We start from the raw sequence: 23,251 nt of genomic DNA, 5'->3' as shown, positions 1-23,251 counted from the left end.
GGCAGCCCGTAGGTTTGCTCCTGCAATTCGGGTTGTTTTAGTTGGTCTGGCTAACAGGCTGTTACGCTCTTAACCTACACTGCTGACGTAATGGGCTGTAGACGCCGACTTCTGGTTTCATTGAATTATCAACTTATAACCTCAAAAACATGAGCAAGATCACTGTGAGTGACGGAACCGAGATTTTCTACAAAGATTGGGGAACCGGTCAACCTATCGTTTTTCATCACGGCTGGCCGTTATCGAGCGACGACTGGGATATCCAGATGATGTTTTTCGTCAGCCAGGGCTTTCGGGTCATTGCCCATGATCGTCGGGGGCATGGCCGATCGTCCCAAACATCCGAGGGGCATAACATGAAAACGTACGCAGCCGACGTAGCCGAGCTGGTTCAGTTTCTCGATCTGAAGGATGCCATACACATCGGTCACTCGACGGGCGGGGGCGAGGTTATCCGGTATGTGGCTCAACATGGTCAGGGGCGGGTGGCTAAGGCTGTGTTAGTCAGTGCGGTAACGCCAATTATGGTACAAACGGAGACTAACCCCGAGGGTATTCCGATGTCAGTTTTTGATGAAATCCGGGAAGGTACGGCCAACCATCGTCCGCAGTATTTTCATGATTTTACCCTGCCTTTCTACGGCTATAACCGGGAGGGGGCTACGGTATCGGAGGGCATTCGGAACAACTGGTGGCGTCAGGGCATGATGGGCAGCGTTAAAGCGCATCACGACGGCATCAGGGCGTTTTCAGAAACCGACTTCACCGAAGACCTCAAAAGCGTGGACATACCGGTGCTGGTGCTGCACGGTGAAGATGATCAGATTGTTCCCTATGAGCAGACAGCCGTGAAAGCGGCTAAGCTGTTAAAGCAGGGCAAACTGATCACCTACCCAGGCTTTCCGCACGGCATGCCTACGACCGAAGCGCCTACCATCAACGCTGATATACTGGCCTTTATCAAGTCGTAGTGGGCCTGTACATCAAACAAAGCTGTCATGAGCGCCATGGCAGCTTTGTTTGTTTCCTGTTAAACGGATATCATCACCTGCACAGCTGCGAGACCGAACTTTGGCCGCGGCATGTTGCTGACCACACTTGAGGGTAAACAATTGATGACAATGCATAGCCACAAAACTGTCAATAAGCGTCCTGCAAACCCTGTATCTGTTTGAGGCTGACCCATAAGACAATGAGCAGGTATCGGCAAGTGGTTTGCCCCGACTGCCTACTCCTCTGAAAATGGAAGTAACTTCGCTGATTTTAGCCCCAATGCAGGTTACTTTTGTTCGTGAAGTTTGTTAGTGCTACAGGCAATGTAGCCTAATTGATCAGACGTTCATATCAGAACAACATGACAGCCATGCGGATATTTTTTACGGGGGGATCGGGAAAAGCAGGAAAACACGTAATTCCTTACCTGCTTGACCAGGGACATCGGGTAATGAATGTAGACCTGGTCCCGTTGAATCATCCGGGGGTCGACAACCTAATCGCGGATATAACCGACTCTGGGCAAATTTTCAACGCCATGAGTTCCTATGCGGGGCTCGACGAGCTGGAGCCGGGCAACGGCGTCCCCAGGTTTGATGCCGTCGTTCATTTTGCTGCCGTACCCCGAATCCTGATCAAGCCGGATAACGAAACGTTTCGGGTCAACACCATTGGCACCTATAACGTGATTGAAGCGGCTGTAAAACTCGGTATCCGGAAAATAATTATTGCTTCCTCCGAGACCACCTACGGCATATGTTTTTCAGACGGCAAAACCAATCCAGGCGTTTTGCCACTAGAAGAGGATTACGACGTCGATCCGATGGATAGTTACGGATTATCGAAGGTGGTCAACGAAAAAACGGCGCGGAGCTTCCAGCGACGGTCTGGTGTCGATATCTACGCACTTCGGATCGGGAACGTGATTGAGCCCCACGAATATGCTGAACTGTTTCCGTACTACCTGGCTAACCCTGAGGTGCGACGCCGGAATGCTTTCTGTTACATTGACGCGCGTGATCTGGGGCAGATTGTGGATTTATGTTTGCAAAAAGACAACCTGGGTTTTCAGGTGTTCAACGCAGGGAACGATCATAACGGGGCCGTTATCAGCAGCAAAGAACTGGCCGAAACCTATTTCCCGGGTGTACCGATTGTTCGGGAACTGGAGGAAAACGAAGCCTTATTTTCGAACCGAAAAATTCGGGAGGTGCTTGGTTTTAAAGAGCAGCACAACTGGCGTAAATACGTCAGGCAGAGCGACTAACGGTCAAACTGCATGTGTCGCCGTTGGTATTTCAGCGAACAGGCCATTCTTCTACTGCGCCACCCAGCCACCATCTACCGAAAAGCAGGCTCCAGTCACGTAGCTGGAGGCTGGGCTGGCCAGGAACAGCGCGATGCCACCAATCTCATGGAGCTCACCCCAGCGTCCCAGCGGAATTTTAGCGATGAAAGCCTGGTACTTCTCGGGGTCGTTCAACAGCGGGAGGTTTATCTCGGTGGCAAACGGGCCGGGTAAGATGGCGTTGACCGTGATGCCTTCTTTGGCTACTTCCATGGCTAAGGCCCGGGTCAGCTGTAAAATAGCGCCTTTGCTGGTGGCGTAGGGCGTTCGTTCGGCAAGGGCCGTTAGCGCCAGCATCGACCCCATATTGATGATGCGCCCGTAGCCGTGCTGTTTCATGATTGACGTCACCTCGCGGCAGAACAGCCAGGTGCCGGTTACGTTGACCTCCTGCACTTTTTTAAAATCGTCCAGTGAAAGGGTCTCAATGGCCCCCCGAATGTTGATACCTGCTGAGTTGACCAGCACGTCGATCTTGCCAAACTGGTCAATCGTTTGCGCCACAGCGGCTCGTACGCTTTCTTCATTCGTTACGTCACAGGACGTGCTTAAGCACTCAATTCCGTAAAGCGATCTGAGTTTTTCAGCTGCCTGCTGGTTGGTTGCTTCGTCGCGGGCCGCAATCATAATGTTGGCTCCGGCTTCGGCCAGCGCCTGGGCCATGGCCAGACCCAGACCGCGGTTGCCTCCCGTTACCAGCGCTGTTTGACCGTGAAGCCGGAAGAGGTTTAAGATGCTTTGTTGGGCAGAACGTTGTTCCATCGCTATGATTCAGGGTCAGGCTGGTTAGTCAATGCAGGTAAAGTCTGAAGAGTTGGGGCAGGGTTTCTGTTACCCATCGTCAAAGATACTCCGGCCAACTCACCCAAAGAGAACCTCGTAAACGAAAACAGCAACCTTTTATCCTGGGGATCCGGGATCCTGTTCAGTTCTGCTCATGTCAGCGCGGCATTACGGCTATTAGCTCTGCAGTAATGACCCGATCAACAGCCTGGAATTTGAGTAAAATCTGTACTCAATAATGTCCGGGAAAGGATAGAGGGCGCCCTACCAGCAATGTTACTTGGGGGTAATAGCGATGGCTATTTCTAGTCTTTTGGATCAAGCACTTTTACTATTATTGGTTGATAGTCAGCGTGTTTTATGGAAAGGTATGTGTTTGCCCCATATCAATTAGCTCAGCCGGTGAACAAAGCCAAATGGCGTTCGATGAAGTTTTATTCGGGGCTGTCTTAACCTTACACCAGTAGTAAAGGTTAGTATAGGCATAAACCAAACGAAAATGGCATCGGGTATTTTTGCAGTTCTGGATGATATAGCCGCCTTAATGGATGATGTTGCCCTGGCAACAAAGGTGGCAACCCGCAAGACCGCCGGTATCTTAGGCGACGATTTAGCTGTGAACGCAGAAAAAGCCACCGGCTTCCTGGCCGACCGGGAACTGCCAATACTGTGGTCGATTACGAAAGGGTCTTTAGTCAACAAGCTGATTATAGTGCCGATCGCTCTGCTGCTAAGCGCTTTTTTTCCGATTGCCATTACCGTTATTCTGTTGCTGGGCGGCTGTTACCTGGCCTACGAGGGGGCAGAGAAAATAATCCACTACTTTGGTAACCTGATTAGCAAACAACCACATCCGGTCGAGGAGGCCAAACAGGCCAAGCCAGCTCCTGATCAGGAAAAAGAAAAGGTAAAATCGGCCATCACAACTGACTTTATCCTCTCGGTCGAGATCGTCATTATTGCGCTGGGAACGGTTGCTGAAGAAGAATTATCGATCCGCATTATGACGGTGTCGGCAGTAGCGTTACTGGCTACCGTTGGCGTGTATGGTTTCGTGGCGCTGATTGTACGCATGGACGATGCGGGCTATAAGCTCATTAAAGGATCGTCGGGTAAGGGCTTATTGTTTACACTGGGTAAGGGGCTGGTTGGGGCGCTACCCATTATCATCCGGATATTGAGCGTAGTGGGTACATTAGCGCTCATCCTGGTTGCCGGCGGCATCTTCGTACATAATATCCATTACCTGCATACGCTTTTCCCAAACATGCCGGCAACCCTAAAAGAATTTGGGATTGGATTGGTGGTAGGGTTAATACTGGTGGGTCTATTCTCGATTGTCCAGTCATTTCGAGGATCCCCTAAACCAACCGCTCCGGAAAGGAAAGCTGAAAGTAACCTTCAGTAAGGCAGTAAGGACGTATTTACAGCGGGTAAAGCCCATTCGTCAATTTTACCGGGAAAAGTCGTACCCTCACCCGGGTAGCCGACAATGAACACTATCTCTGGTAGTTACTGATTTCCGTGGCCGTTTTCTGGGGGAACCAGCTTCTAGCCCCTAGCCCCGTGAGAGCTTGTTTGGGAAAGGTAGTTGTTAACTTTAGTCGGCTCGAGTGGAGGTGTTTCATACCCCTGCTATCAAGATAACTTATTGGTATTCAGATCTGAGAGCGTTTGGCTTTGGTTGGTTAGCCTCGACGGACATAAGGACAAACTACCCGTTTCGCCCGGTACCGATCATTTCTCCGCTAAATTTGTACCCGAGCAAGACGGCGTATATACGCTGGCAATCGGACACGCAGCCAAGGATCTGGGCGGCACCACCAAATACCAGTTCAACGCGACTGCAGCTGTCACGGTAGGCCAGCCCAAATCAGTTGCTGCAGCTACACCAAACGAACTCAATATCGCCGTTGGTCAACCCGGTGTCGGTTATAAAGTTGGGCAACCGGTTTCGCTGGCGGCTGTGTTCAAAACAAAACCAGCTGAAAAACTACAGATCGCGGTACACTCACCAACCGGCTGGAACCGCGCCATCCAAACCAATGCAAACGGACAGGCCGAGTTTACTCCGCTCTGGCCCGGTACCTATTACCTCGAAGGGAGCCAGAGTGAGAAAGAAGCCGGTGAGCAGGGTGGTAAGCCATACAAATCTGTTTGGCGCTGCGCTACCTACATTCTTGAGGTGTGTGACTAGTTGGCGATGAGCGACAGGATGCCTGTCTAAGGACCGGCCTGACCGACGGTAGGTCATCGGGTCTGGAGAAACCAGTTTGTACACCAGTTCTTCAGACCCGATGGTGAAATAACCTTTCTTACGTGGAAAATGGCTATTTCACCATTTGTCGCAAATCATCATTTACGAGACGGTGAAATAAATGGATTGACGTTTAAAACAACTGGCCGGATCGATCCAAAAAAGGAGCGCCCGCCCTCCGGTCAGGTTATGTCAGGAGGATAATCAGAGAGCAGCAGATTCAGGGGCGGGATAGTAGCTGAGCGATCGGAAGTACGTCGCCGTTCCGGATTACCTGATCCACGTTTAGTGCATCGCGGATATTACCGAGCGGGTCGCCGTCGACGATGACGAGGTCGGCCAGTTTGCCCGGCTCAACCGAACCAAGATCGTTGCTGACGCCCACCGTTTCGGCTGCCCAGAGGGTAGCGCACCGAAGGGCCTGATAGGGACTTAGCCCGGCGTCGACAAAAGACTGCAGTTCGGTATGCAGGCTGTAACCGTACGGAACAAACGGGCTATCGGTACCCGTGGTCATGTGCGCGCCGGCGTCAATCAACGCTTTAACCCCCTGTTGTAATTTGCCGAAATTGGCCAGATAGCCTGGGTTGATTTTAGCCATCTGAGCAGCTCCGGCCTGGAGGGCGTTGCTATAGTCTTCGGAATAAAACGCCTTGTATTGCCTGTTCTCGTAAAACGCCGGGTCTTTGGCCGCCATCGAGAAAAACCCACCCTGCAGGGATGCGGTCGGGGTAATGTTCATTCCTGACCTGGCAATCAGCTGGATCACGTCCTGGTAGCTTTTGTTCATGGCCGTGATCTTCGGTGAGTATCCCCGACGACTGGTGCCCCCAATGTGCTCGACCGCATCGACATCGTACCGCATGGCCGGGAATATCTCGTGGGAAGAAACCGGAATTCCGTTGGCGTGGGCAAAGGCCGTGATGCGCTGCTGCATGGCATCCGGCATACGGACGTAGGTTTTAATAAGGTCGTAGCCCAGTCGGACGGCGCGGGTAAGCTCCCGGTCCAGCTGCTCATCGGAGTTGATACTGGTTGCCGCTCCGTAATAAATGCGAGTGCCGTCGGTCAGACCACCAGTAAAAAACTGGCGCGGACCCGGTCGGATCCCGCTCGCCCACGATTCTTTACGTTCGAGCGCATCGTACGGGTCGGCGCCGGGTTCGCGAACGGAGGTGATGCCGTACGACAACCAGAGCCGCCCCATTTTTTCGCCCGTCATGGAGTGCTGGTGCGTGTGCATTTCGAACAGGCCGGGGATTACCGTCTTGGTCGATGCATCGATGAACGTACCGGGTCGATTGGCCTGATGAGGCAGTATGGCTTTGATCCGGTTGCCCTGAACAAGAATGTCAACGTTCCTGATGTAGCTGTTCGACCGACCATCAAACAGGTTGCCGGCGTGGATAACAAGCTGGCCAGTAGGTATTTTAGGCTGCCAGGTGAGGTCCATCGGGATCGTTTCTGTTTGTCCGGTTGCTACGGTCACCTGTTTCAACTCATCAGTGGCCAGATAGACCAGCTTTCTTGAATCGGCGGTCCAGCTGGGTACTTCGGCTTGTTCGGTCGTTAGTTGTCGGGGCTTTCCCGTGGGCGTACCGTCGGGAGCCACAGCGGTTACCCACAACAGGCCATCCAGCACATAAGCCATCTGCATGCCATCGGGCGACCAGACCGGCCCGTTTTTACCGCGGGTTCCCAGGCTATGACCCGGCGCGGGAGAAACATACCGGTCATTTTTACCGTCGAGGGAGATGAGCAGTACCTCACTTACGCCTTCCCGATACCGGGACGAATAGGGGTGCAGAGCCGAGACGGCCAGGGTTTTACCATCGGGTGACCAGCTCACCTGACTGGGCACAAACAACGATTCGTGGATCTTACGGGTTGTAGGCACCGTAACATCGGCCGTGTAGGTCACGTCGGCCGTGTAAAGGGTGCTGCGCCCCCACGCATTACGCGGATCAGCCTGGTAGAACGCTACTTTACTACCATCGGGCGACCAGGTTGGGTAATTTAAATCGTCGGCCATGTCGACCAGACATCGATCGGTGCCGGTTTTCAGGTCGCGGATCCAAACATCCATCGACCCGTTTCGGTCAGACACATAGGCCAGTTTGGTCCCGTCCGGCGACCAGCTGGGCTCCACATCGATGGCTGGTCCCGACGTGAGCGCGTGGGGCTTTTTGTTCCCTTTGGTCAATAACCACAGATCGCCCAGGGCTGCAAAGGCGATCTGGTTGCCATCGGGTGAGACCGCCGGTCCTTTGATGCCCTTAACCGGCTGCGGTTTGGGCGCATCGAAGTCGTACGTTTTCCGCTTGTAGCTCGTGCGGGGAAGGGTGATGACCACCTGAAACGGAATGGGTAGGGCGGGTCCGTCGAGTTTCCGCCGTTTTAGTAAGCCATCGGCCGTGTACAGGTATTCGTTCGCAGAAAACCAGCTCAATCGAAAAGGAAAAACATCTTCTGCCGGCGCTGTCTGCAAAGCTGGTTGACCCGTTGCCAGGCTTACTTTTTCGAGTCCGCTCTGAGAACGGGTCAGCGCGTTGTAAAAGAGATGAGAGCCATCGGGTTGCCAGGCCAGACCGGCCAGTTTTCCTTTCGACGCCGAGACAAGTTTTTCGGTCCCACCGGTTGCTGATACGGTGTAGATCCCAGGCGCATCGGTCCGATCGGAGATGTAAGCAATTTGTTGACCGTCAGGCGAATAGGCCGGATTGTAATCGTTGCCCGAATCGGTCGTAAGCTGCGTCAGTTTTCCATCGGCGAGCGTTAACTGCCATATGTCGTAATTGCCACTACGATCGGATGCGAACACGAGCCGTTTCCCATCGGGCGACCAGTGGGGCTCCCGGTCGTCATAGATACCGGACGTCAGCTGCCGGGGTTTACCGCCCGCTCGGTCAACAGTCCAGATATGATACCGACCATCCCAAAAAGCATGAAACGCAATCTGTTTTCCATCGGGCGACCAGCTCGGCTGACGGCAGTCGCCCAGCGCATCGGTCAGGGGTTTGGCGCGCCCTCCGGCGCTGGGTAGTAGCCAGATTGTGCCCTGTAAATCAATAGCGATCAGTGACTTGTCGGGCGATATATCAGCGGCCATGTTCGTTCCTTCGGTGACGGTTACCTGAATGGAGTCGGTCATAAACCACCCCGAAGGCCCGGCATAGGTCGCCATAACTCCAGACAGGAAAAAACCGGCCGTCAGCCATCGATGCAATAGGTTTTTCATTTATTTGGGATTACTGGCAATGGGCGAATATTCCTTGATCAGATCCAGCGGAGTGGCCTGTACTTTTTTGTAGTACTCAGCCCACTGTTTGCTGAAAAACTCATTTGTTTTCGCAATCGTCTCCCGGGTCAGCCCTTCTGCCTGGTCGGTTAGCTGGCTCTCCGTTTGGGTCGGTGGCGCGGTCCGGCGGCTAATATATGAACTGGCTTCCTGAATTTTCATGATGGGCGTAAGCATATATACCCGGCCAAAGCCTTGTCGTTCAGTTCGTTTCCCAACAATGCGTTCGCGAACTACCTTCAGCGAATCCTGTATTTGCGCGGTTGCTTTCCGTAGGTCATCGTATTGCGGGCCTTTCTTATCCTTTAGGCGTGATTTGATCGATTCGGTGGCTTCGGTGGCTTCCTGAATCTGACTCGTCAGCGCGCTTAGCTGGCGAATATTCTTGTTTAGCCGTTCCTGCAGGGCCCGGCGGGCCATAGCAGCTTCTTTGTTGAACGGAACCCGGGGATCGGGTAAAACCGTGACATAGGTCGAGTCGGCCGCCCCCCTGTAGGTGACTACCGCCTTGTACTTGCCGGGCATAACCGGATCGCCGGAGGGTTCGTTACCCCCGCGCCGTGGACCGGGCATACTGGGCATGGCCACAGCGGTTTCGGTCAGATTCCAGTTGATACGCTGCACACCCAGGGCCGTGTCGGGAGCCTGTTTCAGGGTGCGTACCAACCGGTTACTTTCGTCGTACAGACGCACAAAAACCGAATCTATTTTGCTGCGAGCCGCCACAGGACCAGTGGCTGACGCGGTCAGCGGCAGGGTAGTCGTGGGCTCGTCAGAAGCTGTAATGACGGCTGGTTTTTTCCCCTTTACGGCGGCTGTTGTCGGGGCCGGTTTGGCCGAAACGGCTTTTGGGGCAGGCTTGAGATAATACAGCAGGGTGGCGCCGGCCGGTCGGTTGGTTGCCTGGTACAGATCTTCGGCGTCTTTTCCATAGCCCTGAGGGCCTTGATAAACAGCATGATAAGCGGCCGATGGCTCGAAGGCCAGTACGGGTTTGTCGAGTAGGGAGCTGCCGGTGGCTGCCAGCTGGCGTAAGGGGCGGATGTTGTCCAGTACATAAATCGACCGACCGAACGTGCCAATGACCAGGTCGGCCTCCCGCTCCTGTATGGCCAGGTCCATCACGGGCGTTGCGGCTGGCAGGCCATTGTCCCATTGGGCCCAGGTTTGTCCGGCGTCGATGCTGACCCATAAGCCATGCTCCGTGCCCGCAAAGAGCAGACGTGGCTCGGCGGGATCCTGCAGGAAACAGAGTGCGTAGCCCTTCGCCTGCTTTTCGCTCAACAAGCGGGTCCATGTCTGCCCAAAGTCCGTTGTCCGGTATATGTAGGGCGACAAATCGTTGCCCATGCGGTACAAGTTGGCAACCACAAACGCTTCCCCAGCCTTGTGGCGGGATGCCGTAATCTGGGCAACCCAGGCTTCTTTGGGCAGGCCCGGCAGGCGGCTGCTGAGGTTGGCCCATGTTTTTCCTCCATCCTGCGTGAGCTGCACGTTCCCGTCATCGGTGCCAACCCAGATAACCCCCGCCTTCAGCGGGCTGGGCGCAATGGTCAGAATGGTATTGTGGTTCTCGGCCTGGGTGGCATCGATGGTTAACCCACCGCTATCGTCCTGTTTCTGGTGCGCCGGATCGTTCAGGGTCAGGTCGGGCGAAACGGTTTCCCAGGTCATGCCTTTATCGGTTGACTTGTGGAGAAACTGACTGCCCGCGTAGATCGTCTTTTTATCGACAGGGTCCAGCGCAAAGCCGGTGTTCCAGTTGAATCGCAACCGGGTATTCATGTCGCTGATAATGGGTTTTACGAAAGAGGCCCCCCCGGTTTTCTTATCATACCGGATGATGTTTCCTCCCTGCGACATGGCGTACCCGTACCGGGAGTCCTCGCCATCGGGGATCACATCGAACCCATCGGCCAGAATCAACGCCTGCCAGTGGCTGTTTCGGATACCGCCCGTCTGGAAGGTGTAGGCAGGTCCGGTCCAGGAGCCGTTGTCCTGTAAACCACCGTAAATGTTGTAAGGAACTTCATTATCGACGTTTACATGATAGAACTGACCGACCGGAATGGCCTCCGGATTGGTCCAGGATTTGCCGTGGTCGCGGCTGATGGCCAGGCCGCCGTCGTTACCTTCGATAATAATATCCGGATTGGTGGGATGAATCCAGAAGGCATGATGGTCAGAATGGACCTGATCGGGAGTGGCCAGCACGGTAAACGTTTTGCCGCCATCTTCACTGACCGACAGCGGGGCACTCAGTTTATAGATACGCGTTTCGACCAGCGGATCGACGTAAATTTCATTGTAATAAAACGGCCGATCGGTCGCTACCGTGGGGTCGTCAGTAACCAGGGTCCATTTCTCTCCCCCATCGTCGGAGCGGTACAGTCCGTTTTTTGGCGCTTCGACCAGCGCGTATATTTTGTTGGGTGAGCTGCGGCTGATGGCTAAGCCCAGCCGACCGAAATCTCCCTTTGGCAATCCGTCGCTCTCGCCTTTTTTCTTCCAGGTTTTGCCCCCATCGTAGGTGATGAACAAGCCCGAGCCGGGCCCACCCGACGTAAAATCCCAGGGCGTCCGGCGATGCTGCCACATGGCTACGACCAGCTTGCTTGGGTTTGTAGGGTCCATGACCATTTCGGCAACACCGGACTTTTCATTGGTGTACAATACCTTCTCCCAGGACTGACCGCCGTTCGTTGTTTTATAAACGCCCCGTTCGGGATGCTCGCCGAAGGGAAAACCGATCACGCCCGCGTAGACCACGTCGGGGTTTGTCGGATCGATGATCAGGCGATGGATGTTGAACGTCTTCTCCAAACCCATTGACTTCCAGGTCAGACCACCGTCTATACTTTTGAAAATGCCCCCGCCCATGTTTACCGAATTACGCGGGTTGCCTTCACCGGTACCTACCCATACCACGTTCGGATTATTTTGCTGGATGGCGATAGACCCAATGTTTAGGGTAGGCTGATCATCGAATACGGGTTTCCAGGTCCCCCCGGCATTGGTGCTTTTCCAGACGCCCCCGGAGGCTGCTCCGACGTAGATAATGTCCGGGTTACTCACCACGGCATCGATAGCCGTAATACGCCCGCCCATGACCGCCGGGCCAACGCTTCGGGCTTTCATCTGTTTCAGGGCCGCCATAGGCACCGGCTGCGACAGCGCCACACTGAGCGGGAGTAGGGCGGTCAGGAGTATATGGGTTATCTTCTGGTTCATGATCGATTGGGTTAGGTTAATTACTTGTAGATGGCCAGCGCATCGAAGGTGCCGGGTACCGGTTTAGGGCTGTTGGGATTCGAGTTGAGTTCGTTCTGCGAGTAGATAAAACGCCAGGGAAGCTGGGTGCCGTTGTTCGGCGTGAGCTTGATACCATAGGGTTCATTACGCGTACGGCGCTCATCGTTCCAGCCGATATGCTGGCCGTAAAAAGACACGTACCGCTCCTGCAGAATTTCACGCAGCAGGGCGTTGTCGGCGCTGATGTTGTCTTTATTTTCGATGCCACCTGCGGCAAAATCGGCCGCTACGAAGGGCTCATATTTAAAGTTTCCTGATGTCAGGTAGGTCGAGTTGATGTAGCCGCCGGTGTTTAGAAACGCCCGGTAGCGGTTCAGGTGGTCGAGCGCCACCGCAAACCCTTTGCCCGACCGCAACGCCATTTCGGCCAGCGTCAGCACGTTCTCCTGATATGTGACCATCGGGAAGCTGGCGTTACGGGCAAAAAAACCGCTGGCCGTGGCCGTACTGGAGGTATTTGGCTCAATGCGCCCGGGGGTGTTGACCCCGTTCTCGAGGTAATAGAACCGGAAACGGGCAGTCTCCACCGTTTTCGCATGGCCCCGATACGCAGTGCTTGTAGGATTGAGCAAGCCCACGTTATAGGCGCCAACGGCAAAGATGTCGCCCAGCCGCTGGTTAGTCAGAAACGAGAAATAATGATTTTCGTTGACGCTGGTCGTGATACCGTGCGGAGCATAGAGCGAGTTGGCAAAGACGCTGATGCCATTCTGAGCGGCCGTATAGGCGGCTTCGTATTGTTTGGTGTCGGTGAGCATTCGGGCCTTTAGGGTGTAAGCTACCTGTTTCCATTTGGTAGCATCGCCCCCGAAGTGGATATCCTCAGCCCCAACGGTGCCGATACCCGCGTCCAGATCGGCAATGGCTTCATCGACAAGCGTAAGTAGTTTGGTATAGACTTCGGCCTGGGGTTGAAACTTCGGATTTGGAAACTTGATGATGTCGCCTGCTTCGTCGTAGGGAATATCGCCCCAGAGTTCGGTGCCCGTTGCCAGGGCGTTGGCCCGGAGAATTTTGGTGATACCGACCATGCGCCGGTTACCCAGTTCGCCCGCTTTCTGAATGGCAATCAGGGCGTTGGCATTGGTGGCCTGAAAGACCAGGTTCCAGTCGGCGTCGTACACCCCGGCGCTGACGTTGTAATTAAAGTAGTCTTTCCACTGTCGGTCGGCGCCGGTGGTATAGCCACTCCAGATGGTTGTTAGCCGGCTGGCCATGCCCTCCTGGGTGGCGATGTTGGCTAGTTGAGTACCGGTGAACACCAGGGAGGCTGGAGCGCTGGTCGGGTTATTGGGGTCTACGTTCAGCCCATCGACAATAGACTGGCAGGAGACAAACAGCAAAAAGAAGAACAGGCTAAACGCGGAAATGAGTTTATAGATTCGATTCATGATCGTCGGAGTTAAGATGACAGGGAGGAAAAAAGGCGCAGCCGCTGTAGGCGATCCGTTCTTTCAGCCTAGTAATTGATCTTGATGCTGAACAGCAATGATTTGGTGTTCGGGCTGTTGAAGTAATCCTGGCCCCGCGAGTTGCCCGTGCCGTTAAGTCCGGTTTCGGGGTCGATCCCCACTACATTCGTCCACAGGATGGGGTTGCGGCCGGTCAGGGTAAAGTTGATCGACTGCAATCGGGTTTTCTGGCGGAAACTGGCCGAGTTGAGCGAATAGCCGACAGAGACTTCGCGCAGGCGGGTCCAGCTGCCGTCGGAAATAAACTGCTCAACCAGCGTGCTGAACCCGCCCCCAATCGAGGTATAGTAACTTTCGTCCAGCAGTACCGGGCCGGCACCAAAATCCTTGATGGCCCCCCGAACCGTTGTGCCGGCCGCAATGGTTTTGCCCGCGTAATTTTTGAGCGGCTGCCCCAGCGTTACGTCATACCCAACGTCCTGATGGGTACCGAAATGGTACATCACTCCGCGGGTACCGTTGTAGAAGTCGCCACCCTGCGAGGTTTCGAACAGGACGTTGAGCGATACCCCTTTGAAGGAGAGGTTGGTGCCGAAACCACCGCGCCAGTCGGGGTTAGGATCGCCCAGCACCCCAAACGAAGAGGCAATCTGTGGGAATCCGTTGGCGTTGAGGACGAGGGCGCCCGCTTCGTTGCGCTGGTATACGCCACCGTAGAGTGATGACATGGCGTAGCCCACCTTGGCAACGGTACTGGCCGTGCTGCTGAAACCACCCAGGGTGATATTATCCGTACCGGCCAGGTCGAGCACCCGGTTTCGGTTCCGGCTCAGGTTGGTGAACAGGTTCCAGTTGAACGAGCCGCGGCTCATGACGTTGTAGTTCAGCTCCAGCTCCAGCCCCTTGTTTTCCATGGTACCGGCGTTGGTGTATTTCTGGGTGAATCCGGTCGAGCCAGCCGTGGCTACGTCGAGGAGCAGGTCTACGATTTTGTTCTGGTAATAGGTGAACCCGACCGAAAGCTTGTCGTTCATGAACCGCAGATCGGTCCCCACCTCATACTCTGTTTTCCGCTCCGGACGCAGGTTTGGATCTCCCTGCCGGTTGCTCTGGACAAAGGCCCCGTTTCCGTAGCCGGTGCCGCTAACCGGACCACCCCAGCTCCCGAACGAAGCGTTGACGAAGGTAGTCGTGTTCCGGTAGGCGTCAGGCTGCACCCCAACAGTACCGTACGAGGCCCGCAGTTTGCCAAACGACAGAAGCTTGTTGCTGCTCAGGAGAGGCAGCTTGGTAAACTGCCAGGCTACATCGGCCGAGGGATAATAGAACGTCGACTGCGACTCGCTGCCGAAGGTAGACCCGGCCTCACCCGCCAGCGAGGCATTGACAAACAATTGATCGAAGAACCCCAGGTTCAGCGACGAGTAAGCCCGGGCCGTTCGGCGGTGGGTGGTGGTGTTGTACGGTACGCGGTTGGCGGCCAGTGCGTTGGTAAAGTTGGGTGGTGCGTCGGGAATGATAAAGGTGTTCAGTGTCCCGCCCAGGCTCAGGTATTTCCGGTCGTTGATGTTAAAGCCCAGGATTAATGTGCTGGTGATGTTTTTCCCGATGTCCTTGAACACGCGGCCGATGACGTCCATGTTCATCTCCGTCTCTTTCAGCATCTGTTGTTCAAGGCTTCCCAACCCGCTGTTGACGGCTGATGAAACCGGAGAGTTGGTAAGACGCAGATCGGTATAACTATCCAGCCCGCCCCGTGCGGTAATGTCGAACCAGCTGGCCGGGGTGATCAGCAACTCGGAGCTAAGAATGAATCGATCCACCTCGGTGGTGTTGGTCATTTCGTTGATAGCCCACAATGGGTCATTGTACACCGGGTTGGCGGAAGCGCCCAGGTAATTCCGGAACGAACGCTGGCGATTCGGGATGGGGCTGGCGGTGGGTGATGCGAAATAGTTCCCCTTATAGCCGCGGTTATCGTAGTCGGGGGGTGTTCGCAGCATACCGATATAGAGCCCGGCAACGCTGTTGCTGCGCTGTACCCGATTGGAGGTAGTCCGGGCGTAGGTGGCATTGGTAGTAGCCTTAAAGATGTTGTTGAAACGCCGTTCGGTATTGAAGCGGACCGTTGTGCGCTTATAGTCGCTCTGCCCGTTCAGAATTCCCTGCTGGCGCAGGTCGCCGACGCTCAGGTAGAAGTTACCCTTGTCGTTGCCGCCACTAACGCTCAGGTTGTTATCAATGTAGGTACCCGTCCGGAACACCTGATCCCGCCGAACGTCGTTGAATGTTTCTCTGGAGTTTTTCCGGATGATCGGGTAAAAGATCTGACCGTTATCCGCTTCAAAGCGGGGTCCGTTCTGGTTGACCTCATCCGCGGCACCCGACCGGTCAGCAATCCGGTCTCCCCAGGTAAACGAACCTGTTGGGCTGTAGACCCCGCCTGCTCCCTGGCCGTAGGTGCTTTGCATGGGGTGTAACAGATTGGGCTGGTCAAACGACACGGCCGAGGTCAGCGCAATGTTCACCTTATCGGTATTAGCGCCTTTTTTGGTGGTGATTACGATAACCCCATTGGCCGCTCTGGACCCCCACAGGGCCGCTGCCGATGCCCCTTTCAGGATCTGCATGGACGCGATATCATTCGGATTAATGTCGTTCAGGCGCGACTGCTGGGAGACTCCGGCTACCCCATCGCCCAGGGTGGAGTTACTGATAGGAATACCGTCGACGATAACCAGGGGCTGGGTCGACCCCGTAATGGTATTCTGACCCCGAATCTGGATGTAGGAACCGGCGCCCGGATCACCGGCCGAACGGGTGATCTGCACACCGGCTGCTTTACCGGCCATACCGTTGATCACCCCTGTTTCGCCCGAGCGCACAATGTCTTTCGCATCTATTTTAGCGGCCGTGGCACCCAGTTTATCGGCGTTTTCCTTAAAGCCCAGGGCGCTTACCACCACCTCAGAAAGGGAGGTTTCGCCGGGAATCAGTGAAACCGATATCGTGCTTTGATTACCAATGACCACTTCGGTCGTTTTCATGCCTATGAACGAAAAAACCAGCGTTCCGGCCGCATGTTCAGTGGGGATTGAGATGGAGTAATTGCCTTCGCTGTTGGTGGATGCGCCAATGGTTGTGCCTTTAATGGCCACGTTAACCCCAGGCAATGCGCTATTATCTTCGGTAGACAGGACTCGTCCTTTCACCACCCGACTTTGCGCAAGAAGAGGACTCGATAAACACGAGATAAAAAGCAATACAAAAAGTATGAAGACTTTTTTCATCGTAGAACAGGAGTTATAAGGTTGATTCAATGAAAACTGGAAGTTCCAGGGCAGGACCATGTGGGCTGGAAAAAGCACAAACCAGCCCTGTCCAAGCCGGATAGGCTTGGTAGCGGGTGAAAAAAAACGTAACGTAAGGGCAGACCAATCCCCGACCCCAATCGGCAACGCGAGCAGGGGTTTTGTCACGAACAAACCGGGCTATCAGCTCAACAGGATCGTCGTGAGAAGGGGCAATCGTTTGTGAATCAGAGTTTTGCTTTCTTCAGTGCGGCTAGAATAAAGCAACTGTCGTAAAAGGTGAAAGACGTATTCGACTAACAGTATGTCAAATATACTGTTCCCTATAGGCTTGTCAAGTACTTTCCGTATTTAATTTGTTTTTAATGCCAAAATACTATATATTATACTATTAAATTCGGTATTAGTTAAAATATAATTCTACGATGAGGTACTTACGCAGAATATAGTATTGTACATATTGACTCAGGTTCAGGTTTTGGTGACTACACCCCTGCTCGGGGCAAGCGGTTACAGCAGAGTACCCGGAGTTTGGTTCCGTTGCTGTAATCCAAACAAACGATGGGCGGTAGCGTATCGACGGTTAGAACCTGCCTCGTAGGGAGATAATCAGGTTGCGGCCCGCAGCGGAAATACCTGAGCTGTAGGGCCGGTAGCGCTGGTCGGTGATATTTTCGAGTCCTGCATTCACCGTGAGGTAGCGGTTAAGGCTATACTGCCCTTTTAGGTTAAGCGTATACCAGGCTGGTGTATAAGGCTTACCCATCGCATCGAGGGCGTACATATAGTCTTTACCTAGTTCTTCCTGGGGTAGCTCCGCATTCGTTACCGCATCATTATATACGGCATACACTTCGAGCCGTAGTTTCCGGGTTGTATAACTCAGGCGGGTTATGCCAAACCAGGGAGCCGCGTGGCGCAGGGGACTAGTCGTGCCATCGTCCAATTCCTCGTCGCCTTTCTGATACGTAAACTGGGACGACAGGCGGAGGCCAGCCGGTAAACTGAATTCCAGCCCGGCCTGCAGGCCATAGACCCGCGCTTTGGCTGCGTTCTGGATGGCCTGTACCTGGCTAAGTTCACCGTTATAAACGATGCTGTCCCGGCCGTTCAACCTGAAATTGCGCCGAACCAGGGCATTGTCGAGCAGGGTATAGTATCCCGTGACATCTACTTTCAATAGATTGCCGATGAGCTTAGCCGCACCCACTTCTGCGTTATAGGCATATTCGGCACTGAGCGACGGGTTGGGAATAACCACGACCCCGGGCGCAGAGTCGAACACTTTGCCAATATCATCGACATTGGGCGACCGGAACCCGGTTGACAGATTGGTGCTGAGCGTCCAGGTATCCGAGGGCAGATAAACCAGTCCCAGGCTGCCCGTTAATGCGCCGTTATTCAGCCGGGCGGAGGTAAATGGAAACGGATAAAAATCGGTTTTGAACTGGGAGTTCAGCTTGAACTGGTTGTAACGCAGGCCCGATTGCAGGGTTATCCGGTCGTTCAGTTTTAGCTGGTAGGTAAGATAAGCTGCGTAGGATGCCCAGTTTGACGCCGGATACCGGGGGGCGCCGGCCACGGTGCTGTTCGTTTTGATGTTCAGGGTGCTGGCCGTTGAGACGACGTCGTTGTACACGGCTTCGAGTCCGTAAAATACCCGCTGCCGATGGGTGATGCGTTTGTCAAAATCAAGGTTGGCCGAAAGCGCCTGTACCTGCTCGCGGGTGGTTCGTTGCTGCGCGTCGTTCAGATCCCGGTCGATCCGGCTTTCTTCGAAGTACTGATGGGCCAGCCGGACGGTCAGCTGGTCATATAGTGTATTGGCCGAGGTCTGACTGACCGTCAGATTGTTCATCATCCAGGTTTGGGGGCCGTATTTCCAGTCGGCCGAGCGGGGCAAACCCCGACGATAGCGGAGTAACCGGTCGTACCGGGCATAATCGGAGGTAGTTGAGTAATGAAATCCGTAGTTGATATCCCAGCGATCCGTTGGCCGGAAGCGAATTTTCTGCATGAGGTTGATCTGCGAATACCCAGTAGGCCGTTGAACCCGCGGGTCCGAGTTAAGAACAACCCGATCTTCGCCGTTGATCCGGTCAACGTATTCGGGGCGTAAATAATCGGCTGGTCCGTGGCTGCCCATGCGTAAATCACCGTAGGTGTTATGGGATACGCTGCTCAGTAAGGCCCATTTTTTCCAGCCGAGGCTAACATCGGCATGGCCCGTTTGCTCGCTGTTGGCCGACGAATACCGCAGGGCTGCCCCTCCGGAAACGGCAGGGGTGGTGCCGGCACCCAGCTGGGGCGTCAGGGTGTAAAAGCTCATCACTCCGCCGATGGCGTCGCTCCCGTACATGACCGAACCGGGGCCGAACAGTACTTCGGTATTGGCAATGGCGTAGGGGTCCAGGGAGATCACATTCTGCAGGTTACCACTGCGAAAAATGGCCGTGTTCATCCGCACACCGTCTACCGTAATCAGCAGTCGGTTCGTTGAAAACCCACGGATCATCGGACTGCCTCCGCCCTGCTGGCTTTTCTGGATAAAAACCTCTCCTGAAATACCCAGCATATCGGCCGCCGTTTGCGGATTCTGAAAAGCCACATCCCGGGCTGATATTCGGATGATGCGGGAAGGAACCTCCCGGCTCGGCTGCCGCCACCGGTTGGCGGTTACCACAACCTGTTGCAACGAAACCGGCGAAGCCTGCAGGTACAGGCTCGGGCCACGTTTCGCTAACTCATCGTAACTCAGCGTCTGCGTCGGATAGCCCAGGGTTCTGATCTCAATAGTAGAGGCTCCTTTGAAATCGGCCAGATCAACGCGGCCCGCGGCATCGGTAACGGCCGACGTTTTACGGTCGGTGCTGGATAGCGTTACGCCCTCCAGCGGTAAGGAGTCAGCCTGATCCCGTACTATGATTGCCTGTGCCTGGCAAAAGAAGGGAGCGCTAATGAGTAAACAACGAAGTAAAGGGTTCCGCATACACTGACCGGTCTAACGAGGAAGTTGAGGAGGGAAGTAGGACTTAAACCAATAAAATTTGGCTTTATTTAAAAATCTCATATTGTTAACCCTACTTTTGCAAAGTATACAAAATAATCATTGTATTGCGTGCGGTTTCCAGCAAAATGATACCGAAAATTACGTTCGCTTTACTAACCTAAGCTTTATGTATAAACCCTCTACTTTCCTCGCCGGAGCAGTTGTCAGCGCTTTGCTGCTCGTACAGCCGGTCATGGCCCAGCGAAAGGCTAAATCGAGTCCCGCAGTTAACAGACAGCTATCCGATAGTCTGTTCAATGGGCTTCGCTGGCGCAATATTGGCCCATTCCGGGGCGGGCGTTCTCTGGCAGCAGCGGGCCACCCCGATCAGCCGCTTACCTATTATTTCGGCGCTACAGGCGGGGGTGTCTGGAAAACCATAGATGGGGGCGCCAACTGGATGCCTGTTTCGGATAGTGCCTTTCAGTCCAGCTCGGTCGGGGCCGTAACGGTGGCTCCCTCCAACCCGAACATCATTTACGTCGGTATGGGCGAGGCCGACATCCGAAGCAATATCGCCAATGGGGACGGGGTCTATAAATCGACCGATGCCGGAAAAACCTGGAAGCATATGGGCCTGAAACTGGCCGATGCGATCGGGAATATTGAAGTACATCCGCAAAATCCGGACATAGCTTACGTGGCTGCCCTCGGCAATCCGTTTGCTCCCAACAAGGAGCGGGGTGTTTTCCGAACGACCGATGGGGGTAAAACCTGGAAACATATTCTGGCCAGAAACGACAGTACGGGGGCAGCCGTAGTAGAGCTTGACCCCAACAACCCCTCTATCGTTTATGCGTCGATGTGGCAGGCTTACCGAAACAGTTATAAGATGAGCAGTGGTGGGCCGGGCTGTGGGCTGTACAAATCGACCGATGGGGGCGATACCTGGACAAGTCTGCACACACGGCCCGGTATGCCGAAAGGGTTACTGGGGAAAATCGGTATAACCGTATCCCCAGCCAACTCGAACCGATTGTACGCCATGGTCGAAAACGCCAAGGGCGGACTGTACCGCTCCGATGATGCCGGCAACAGCTGGCAGCTGATCAATGAGGATAAGAACCTCTGGCAGCGGCCGTGGTATTACATGATGCTGGCGGCCGACCCGCAAAACGAAAACGGCCTTATTGTCCTGAACGTGAACGCGCTGAAGTCGTACGATGGGGGCAAAACCTTTCAGCGGATTGCGGTTCATCATGGCGACACCCATGATATCTGGTGGAACCCCAACAATCCGCAGAATTTCATCATTGCCGATGACGGAGGGGCCGAGGTAACCTACAATGGCGGGGCCACTTTTTCGGACGTCGATATCCCAACGGCCCAGTTCTATCACGTGTCCATTGATAACGATTTCCCGTATAATCTTTACGGTGCCCAGCAGGACAACTCCGCCATCCGGATTGCCAGCCGCACCACCGACAATGTCATTGGGCCTAGTGCCTGGTACTCGGTAGCCGGCGGAGAATCTGGCTACATCACGTCGGACCCGAACAACCCGCTGGTGACGTTCGGCGGCAGCTACGACGGGCTGATTACCCGCTACGACAAAGCCACCGACCAGAACCAGCGGATCAATGTCTACCCCGATTATAGCATGGGGGCTCCGTCGTCTGATCGGAAATACCGGTTTCAGTGGACCTTTCCAATTGTTTTTTCCCCGCACGACAGCAAAGCGCTCTACGTCACCTCCCAATATGTGCACCGCAGCATGGACTACGGGCATTCGTGGGAGGATATAAGCCCTGACCTGACACGCAACGACCCGAAAACCCAGGGCGACACGGGCGGCCCCATTACGAAAGACAACACCGGTGCGGAGACTTTCCCGACCATTTTTACCCTGGCTGAGTCGCCGGTAGAGAAGGGCGTTTTCTGGGCGGGTTCCGACGATGGACTGATGCACATCAGCCGCGATGGGGCCAAAACCTGGCAACCGATTACACCGCCCGGTTCGATGCTGCCCGACTGGGCGATCATGAGCATGGTTCACCCGTCCGATCATACCACCGGCAAAGCCTACCTGGCGGCCAAACGGTACATGTCGGGCGACCGGAAGCCGTATCTGCTCAAAACAACGGATTACGGTAAAACCTGGACGCTCATTACCAGCGGCATTCCGTCCGACGAATACTGTCATGTTGTTCGGGAAGACCCCAACAAGCCTGGGTTACTGTATGCGGGCACTGAACGGGGGGTGTATGTGTCGTTCAACGATGGCGGTTTCTGGCATAAACTGTCCATGAATCTGCCCGTTACCCCCGTCCGCGATCTGCAAATCCACAAGCGGGATAAAGACCTGGTGGTAGCTACTCACGGCCGGTCGTTCTGGATTATGGACGACATAACCCCCCTGCATGAACTGGCCGATCAGCGCGACGGACTAACCGGCAAGACGGTGCATCTGTACAAACCTCGCCCGGCTTATCGGATGGATGGCGGATCGCAAACAGCTGAGGAGGGGGAGCCCGTCGATCAGGGCGAAAACGCACCAAACGGTGTACTGGTCCGATACTACCTGAAAAACAAGCCCGATAAAGAGCTGAAACTGCTGTTCATGACCAATGCAGGCGATACAATTATCACCTACTCCAGCCTGAAAGACAAGCGCGGTCAACCCCTGAAAGTGGCTAAAGAGTTCTACGACGATCCCGGTCAGAAACGACCCGGAAGCGCGTCCGCACGGCCAGGCATGAACGTCTTCGTCTGGGATATGCGCTATCCGGATGCGACACCGGTTGAGGGAACGAATGTGATGTGGACAGGACGGGGGACAGGGGCTAAGGTCGTTCCCGGGGCGTATAAAGTTCGGATGCTGCTGGGCGACTCGCTGGTTGCCGAACAACCGATCGAAATACGGAAAGACCCGCGCTTGCCGATTACTGACGCCGATTACAAAGAGCAGTTTGAGCTATTGATGAAGATAAACAGCAAACTGTCCGAAACCCACAAGGGCGTCAATCAGATCCGTCAGATCAGGAGCCAGATTAACGGCTACATGAAAGACGTTAAAGACCCCAAAACGGCTGAGAAGTTCAAAAAAGTGACCAAGCCGATGCTCGAGTCACTGGATGAGCTGGAGTCTACCCTGATGCAGCCCAAGTCGAAAGCAATTCAGGATGCGCTGGCTTACCCGATTCGGTTAAATGACAAACTGTCGGGAGTTGGCTCGGTCGTTTCATCGGCGGAGACCAAGCCGACAAAGTCCTCCTACGTGGTATACGAAGCTCTCGAAAAGCAGGTAGGAACGGCGCTGGGTAAGTTAAAAACAATTATTGAGCAGCAGGTGCCCGAGTTCAACCGGATGGTAACCGAACAGCGAATCCCAGCCATAACACCCTAGCGGACCGGCTTATTTCTTCCGCATACAAGTCCTTTAGTATGGCGACCCGATACCGTGGAACCCGAGCGTCAACGGTGCCGGGTCGCCATACTTATTTGCTGCATAAGCTATTCGTAAGTTAGCCAGGATACCCATATTTGCG

The 23,251-nt window shown here is 54.4% G+C and carries 11 protein-coding genes; 5 read left to right on the top strand and 6 right to left on the bottom strand.

What is annotated here, in order from left to right:
• The first annotated feature begins 149 nt into the window (after positions 1-149).
• Both B1C80_RS19935 and B1C80_RS19930 read left to right on the top strand, forming a co-directional pair.
• Positions 150-971, top strand: coding sequence for an alpha/beta fold hydrolase (locus B1C80_RS19935; RefSeq protein ID WP_077922972.1), 822 nt, complete (start codon positions 150-152; stop codon positions 969-971).
• Between the two features lie 383 nt (positions 972-1,354).
• A complete protein-coding gene (locus B1C80_RS19930; RefSeq protein WP_077922971.1) occupies positions 1,355-2,260 on the top strand; it encodes an NAD(P)-dependent oxidoreductase in 906 nt (301 codons plus the stop codon).
• Between the two features lie 51 nt (positions 2,261-2,311).
• On the opposite strand, the gene B1C80_RS19925 is transcribed toward B1C80_RS19930, so the two are convergent.
• Positions 2,312-3,103: an SDR family NAD(P)-dependent oxidoreductase gene (locus B1C80_RS19925; protein ID WP_077922970.1), complete on the bottom strand. Its 792-nt coding sequence runs from the start codon at positions 3,101-3,103 to the stop codon at positions 2,312-2,314.
• A 520-nt stretch (positions 3,104-3,623) separates the two neighbouring features.
• On the opposite strand from B1C80_RS19925, the gene B1C80_RS19920 reads away from it, so the two are divergent.
• Both B1C80_RS19920 and B1C80_RS19915 read left to right on the top strand, forming a co-directional pair.
• On the top strand, positions 3,624-4,532 hold the full coding sequence (locus B1C80_RS19920) for a DUF808 domain-containing protein (protein WP_077922969.1): 909 nt from the start codon (positions 3,624-3,626) through the stop codon (positions 4,530-4,532).
• A gap of 243 nt (positions 4,533-4,775) precedes the next feature.
• Positions 4,776-5,321, top strand: a complete 546-nt coding sequence (locus B1C80_RS19915; protein WP_139361691.1) for a DUF4198 domain-containing protein — start codon at positions 4,776-4,778, stop codon at positions 5,319-5,321.
• A 280-nt stretch (positions 5,322-5,601) separates the two neighbouring features.
• Here B1C80_RS19915 and B1C80_RS19910 read toward each other — a convergent pair whose 3' ends face one another.
• The 5 genes from B1C80_RS19910 to B1C80_RS19890 all read right to left on the bottom strand — a co-directional run bounded on the left by B1C80_RS19910 (position 5,602) and on the right by B1C80_RS19890 (position 19,703).
• Positions 5,602-8,619 carry a DPP IV N-terminal domain-containing protein gene (locus B1C80_RS19910; RefSeq protein WP_236648852.1) on the bottom strand — a complete coding sequence of 1,006 codons (3,018 nt, stop codon included), beginning with the start codon at positions 8,617-8,619 and terminating at the stop codon, positions 5,602-5,604.
• Positions 8,620-11,910, bottom strand: a complete 3,291-nt coding sequence (locus tag B1C80_RS19905) for a hypothetical protein (protein WP_077922967.1) — start codon at positions 11,908-11,910, stop codon at positions 8,620-8,622.
• Positions 11,911-11,930: 20 nt separating this feature from the next.
• Positions 11,931-13,382 carry a SusD/RagB family nutrient-binding outer membrane lipoprotein gene (locus B1C80_RS19900; protein ID WP_077922966.1) on the bottom strand — a complete coding sequence of 484 codons (1,452 nt, stop codon included), beginning with the start codon at positions 13,380-13,382 and terminating at the stop codon, positions 11,931-11,933.
• 68 nt (positions 13,383-13,450) lie between these two features.
• On the bottom strand, positions 13,451-16,693 hold the full coding sequence (locus tag B1C80_RS19895; RefSeq protein ID WP_077922965.1) for a SusC/RagA family TonB-linked outer membrane protein: 3,243 nt from the start codon (positions 16,691-16,693) through the stop codon (positions 13,451-13,453).
• A 604-nt stretch (positions 16,694-17,297) separates the two neighbouring features.
• The gene (locus B1C80_RS19890) at positions 17,298-19,703 is read right to left on the bottom strand and encodes a TonB-dependent siderophore receptor (protein ID WP_077922964.1); all 2,406 of its coding nucleotides are present in this window, start codon (positions 19,701-19,703) and stop codon (positions 17,298-17,300) included.
• A gap of 187 nt (positions 19,704-19,890) precedes the next feature.
• Between B1C80_RS19890 and B1C80_RS19885 the strand changes: the two genes are divergently transcribed.
• The gene (locus B1C80_RS19885; RefSeq protein ID WP_077922963.1) at positions 19,891-23,109 is read left to right on the top strand and encodes a sialidase family protein; all 3,219 of its coding nucleotides are present in this window, start codon (positions 19,891-19,893) and stop codon (positions 23,107-23,109) included.
• The last annotated feature ends 142 nt before the right edge of the window (positions 23,110-23,251 follow it).

Origin of the sequence: Spirosoma sp. 209 (assembly GCF_002006735.1) — a bacterium.
Classification (GTDB): domain Bacteria; phylum Bacteroidota; class Bacteroidia; order Cytophagales; family Spirosomataceae; genus Spirosoma; species Spirosoma sordidisoli.
The sequence above is the reverse complement of the archived record's forward strand: the minus strand, read 5'-3'. Positions and strand labels throughout refer to the sequence as shown.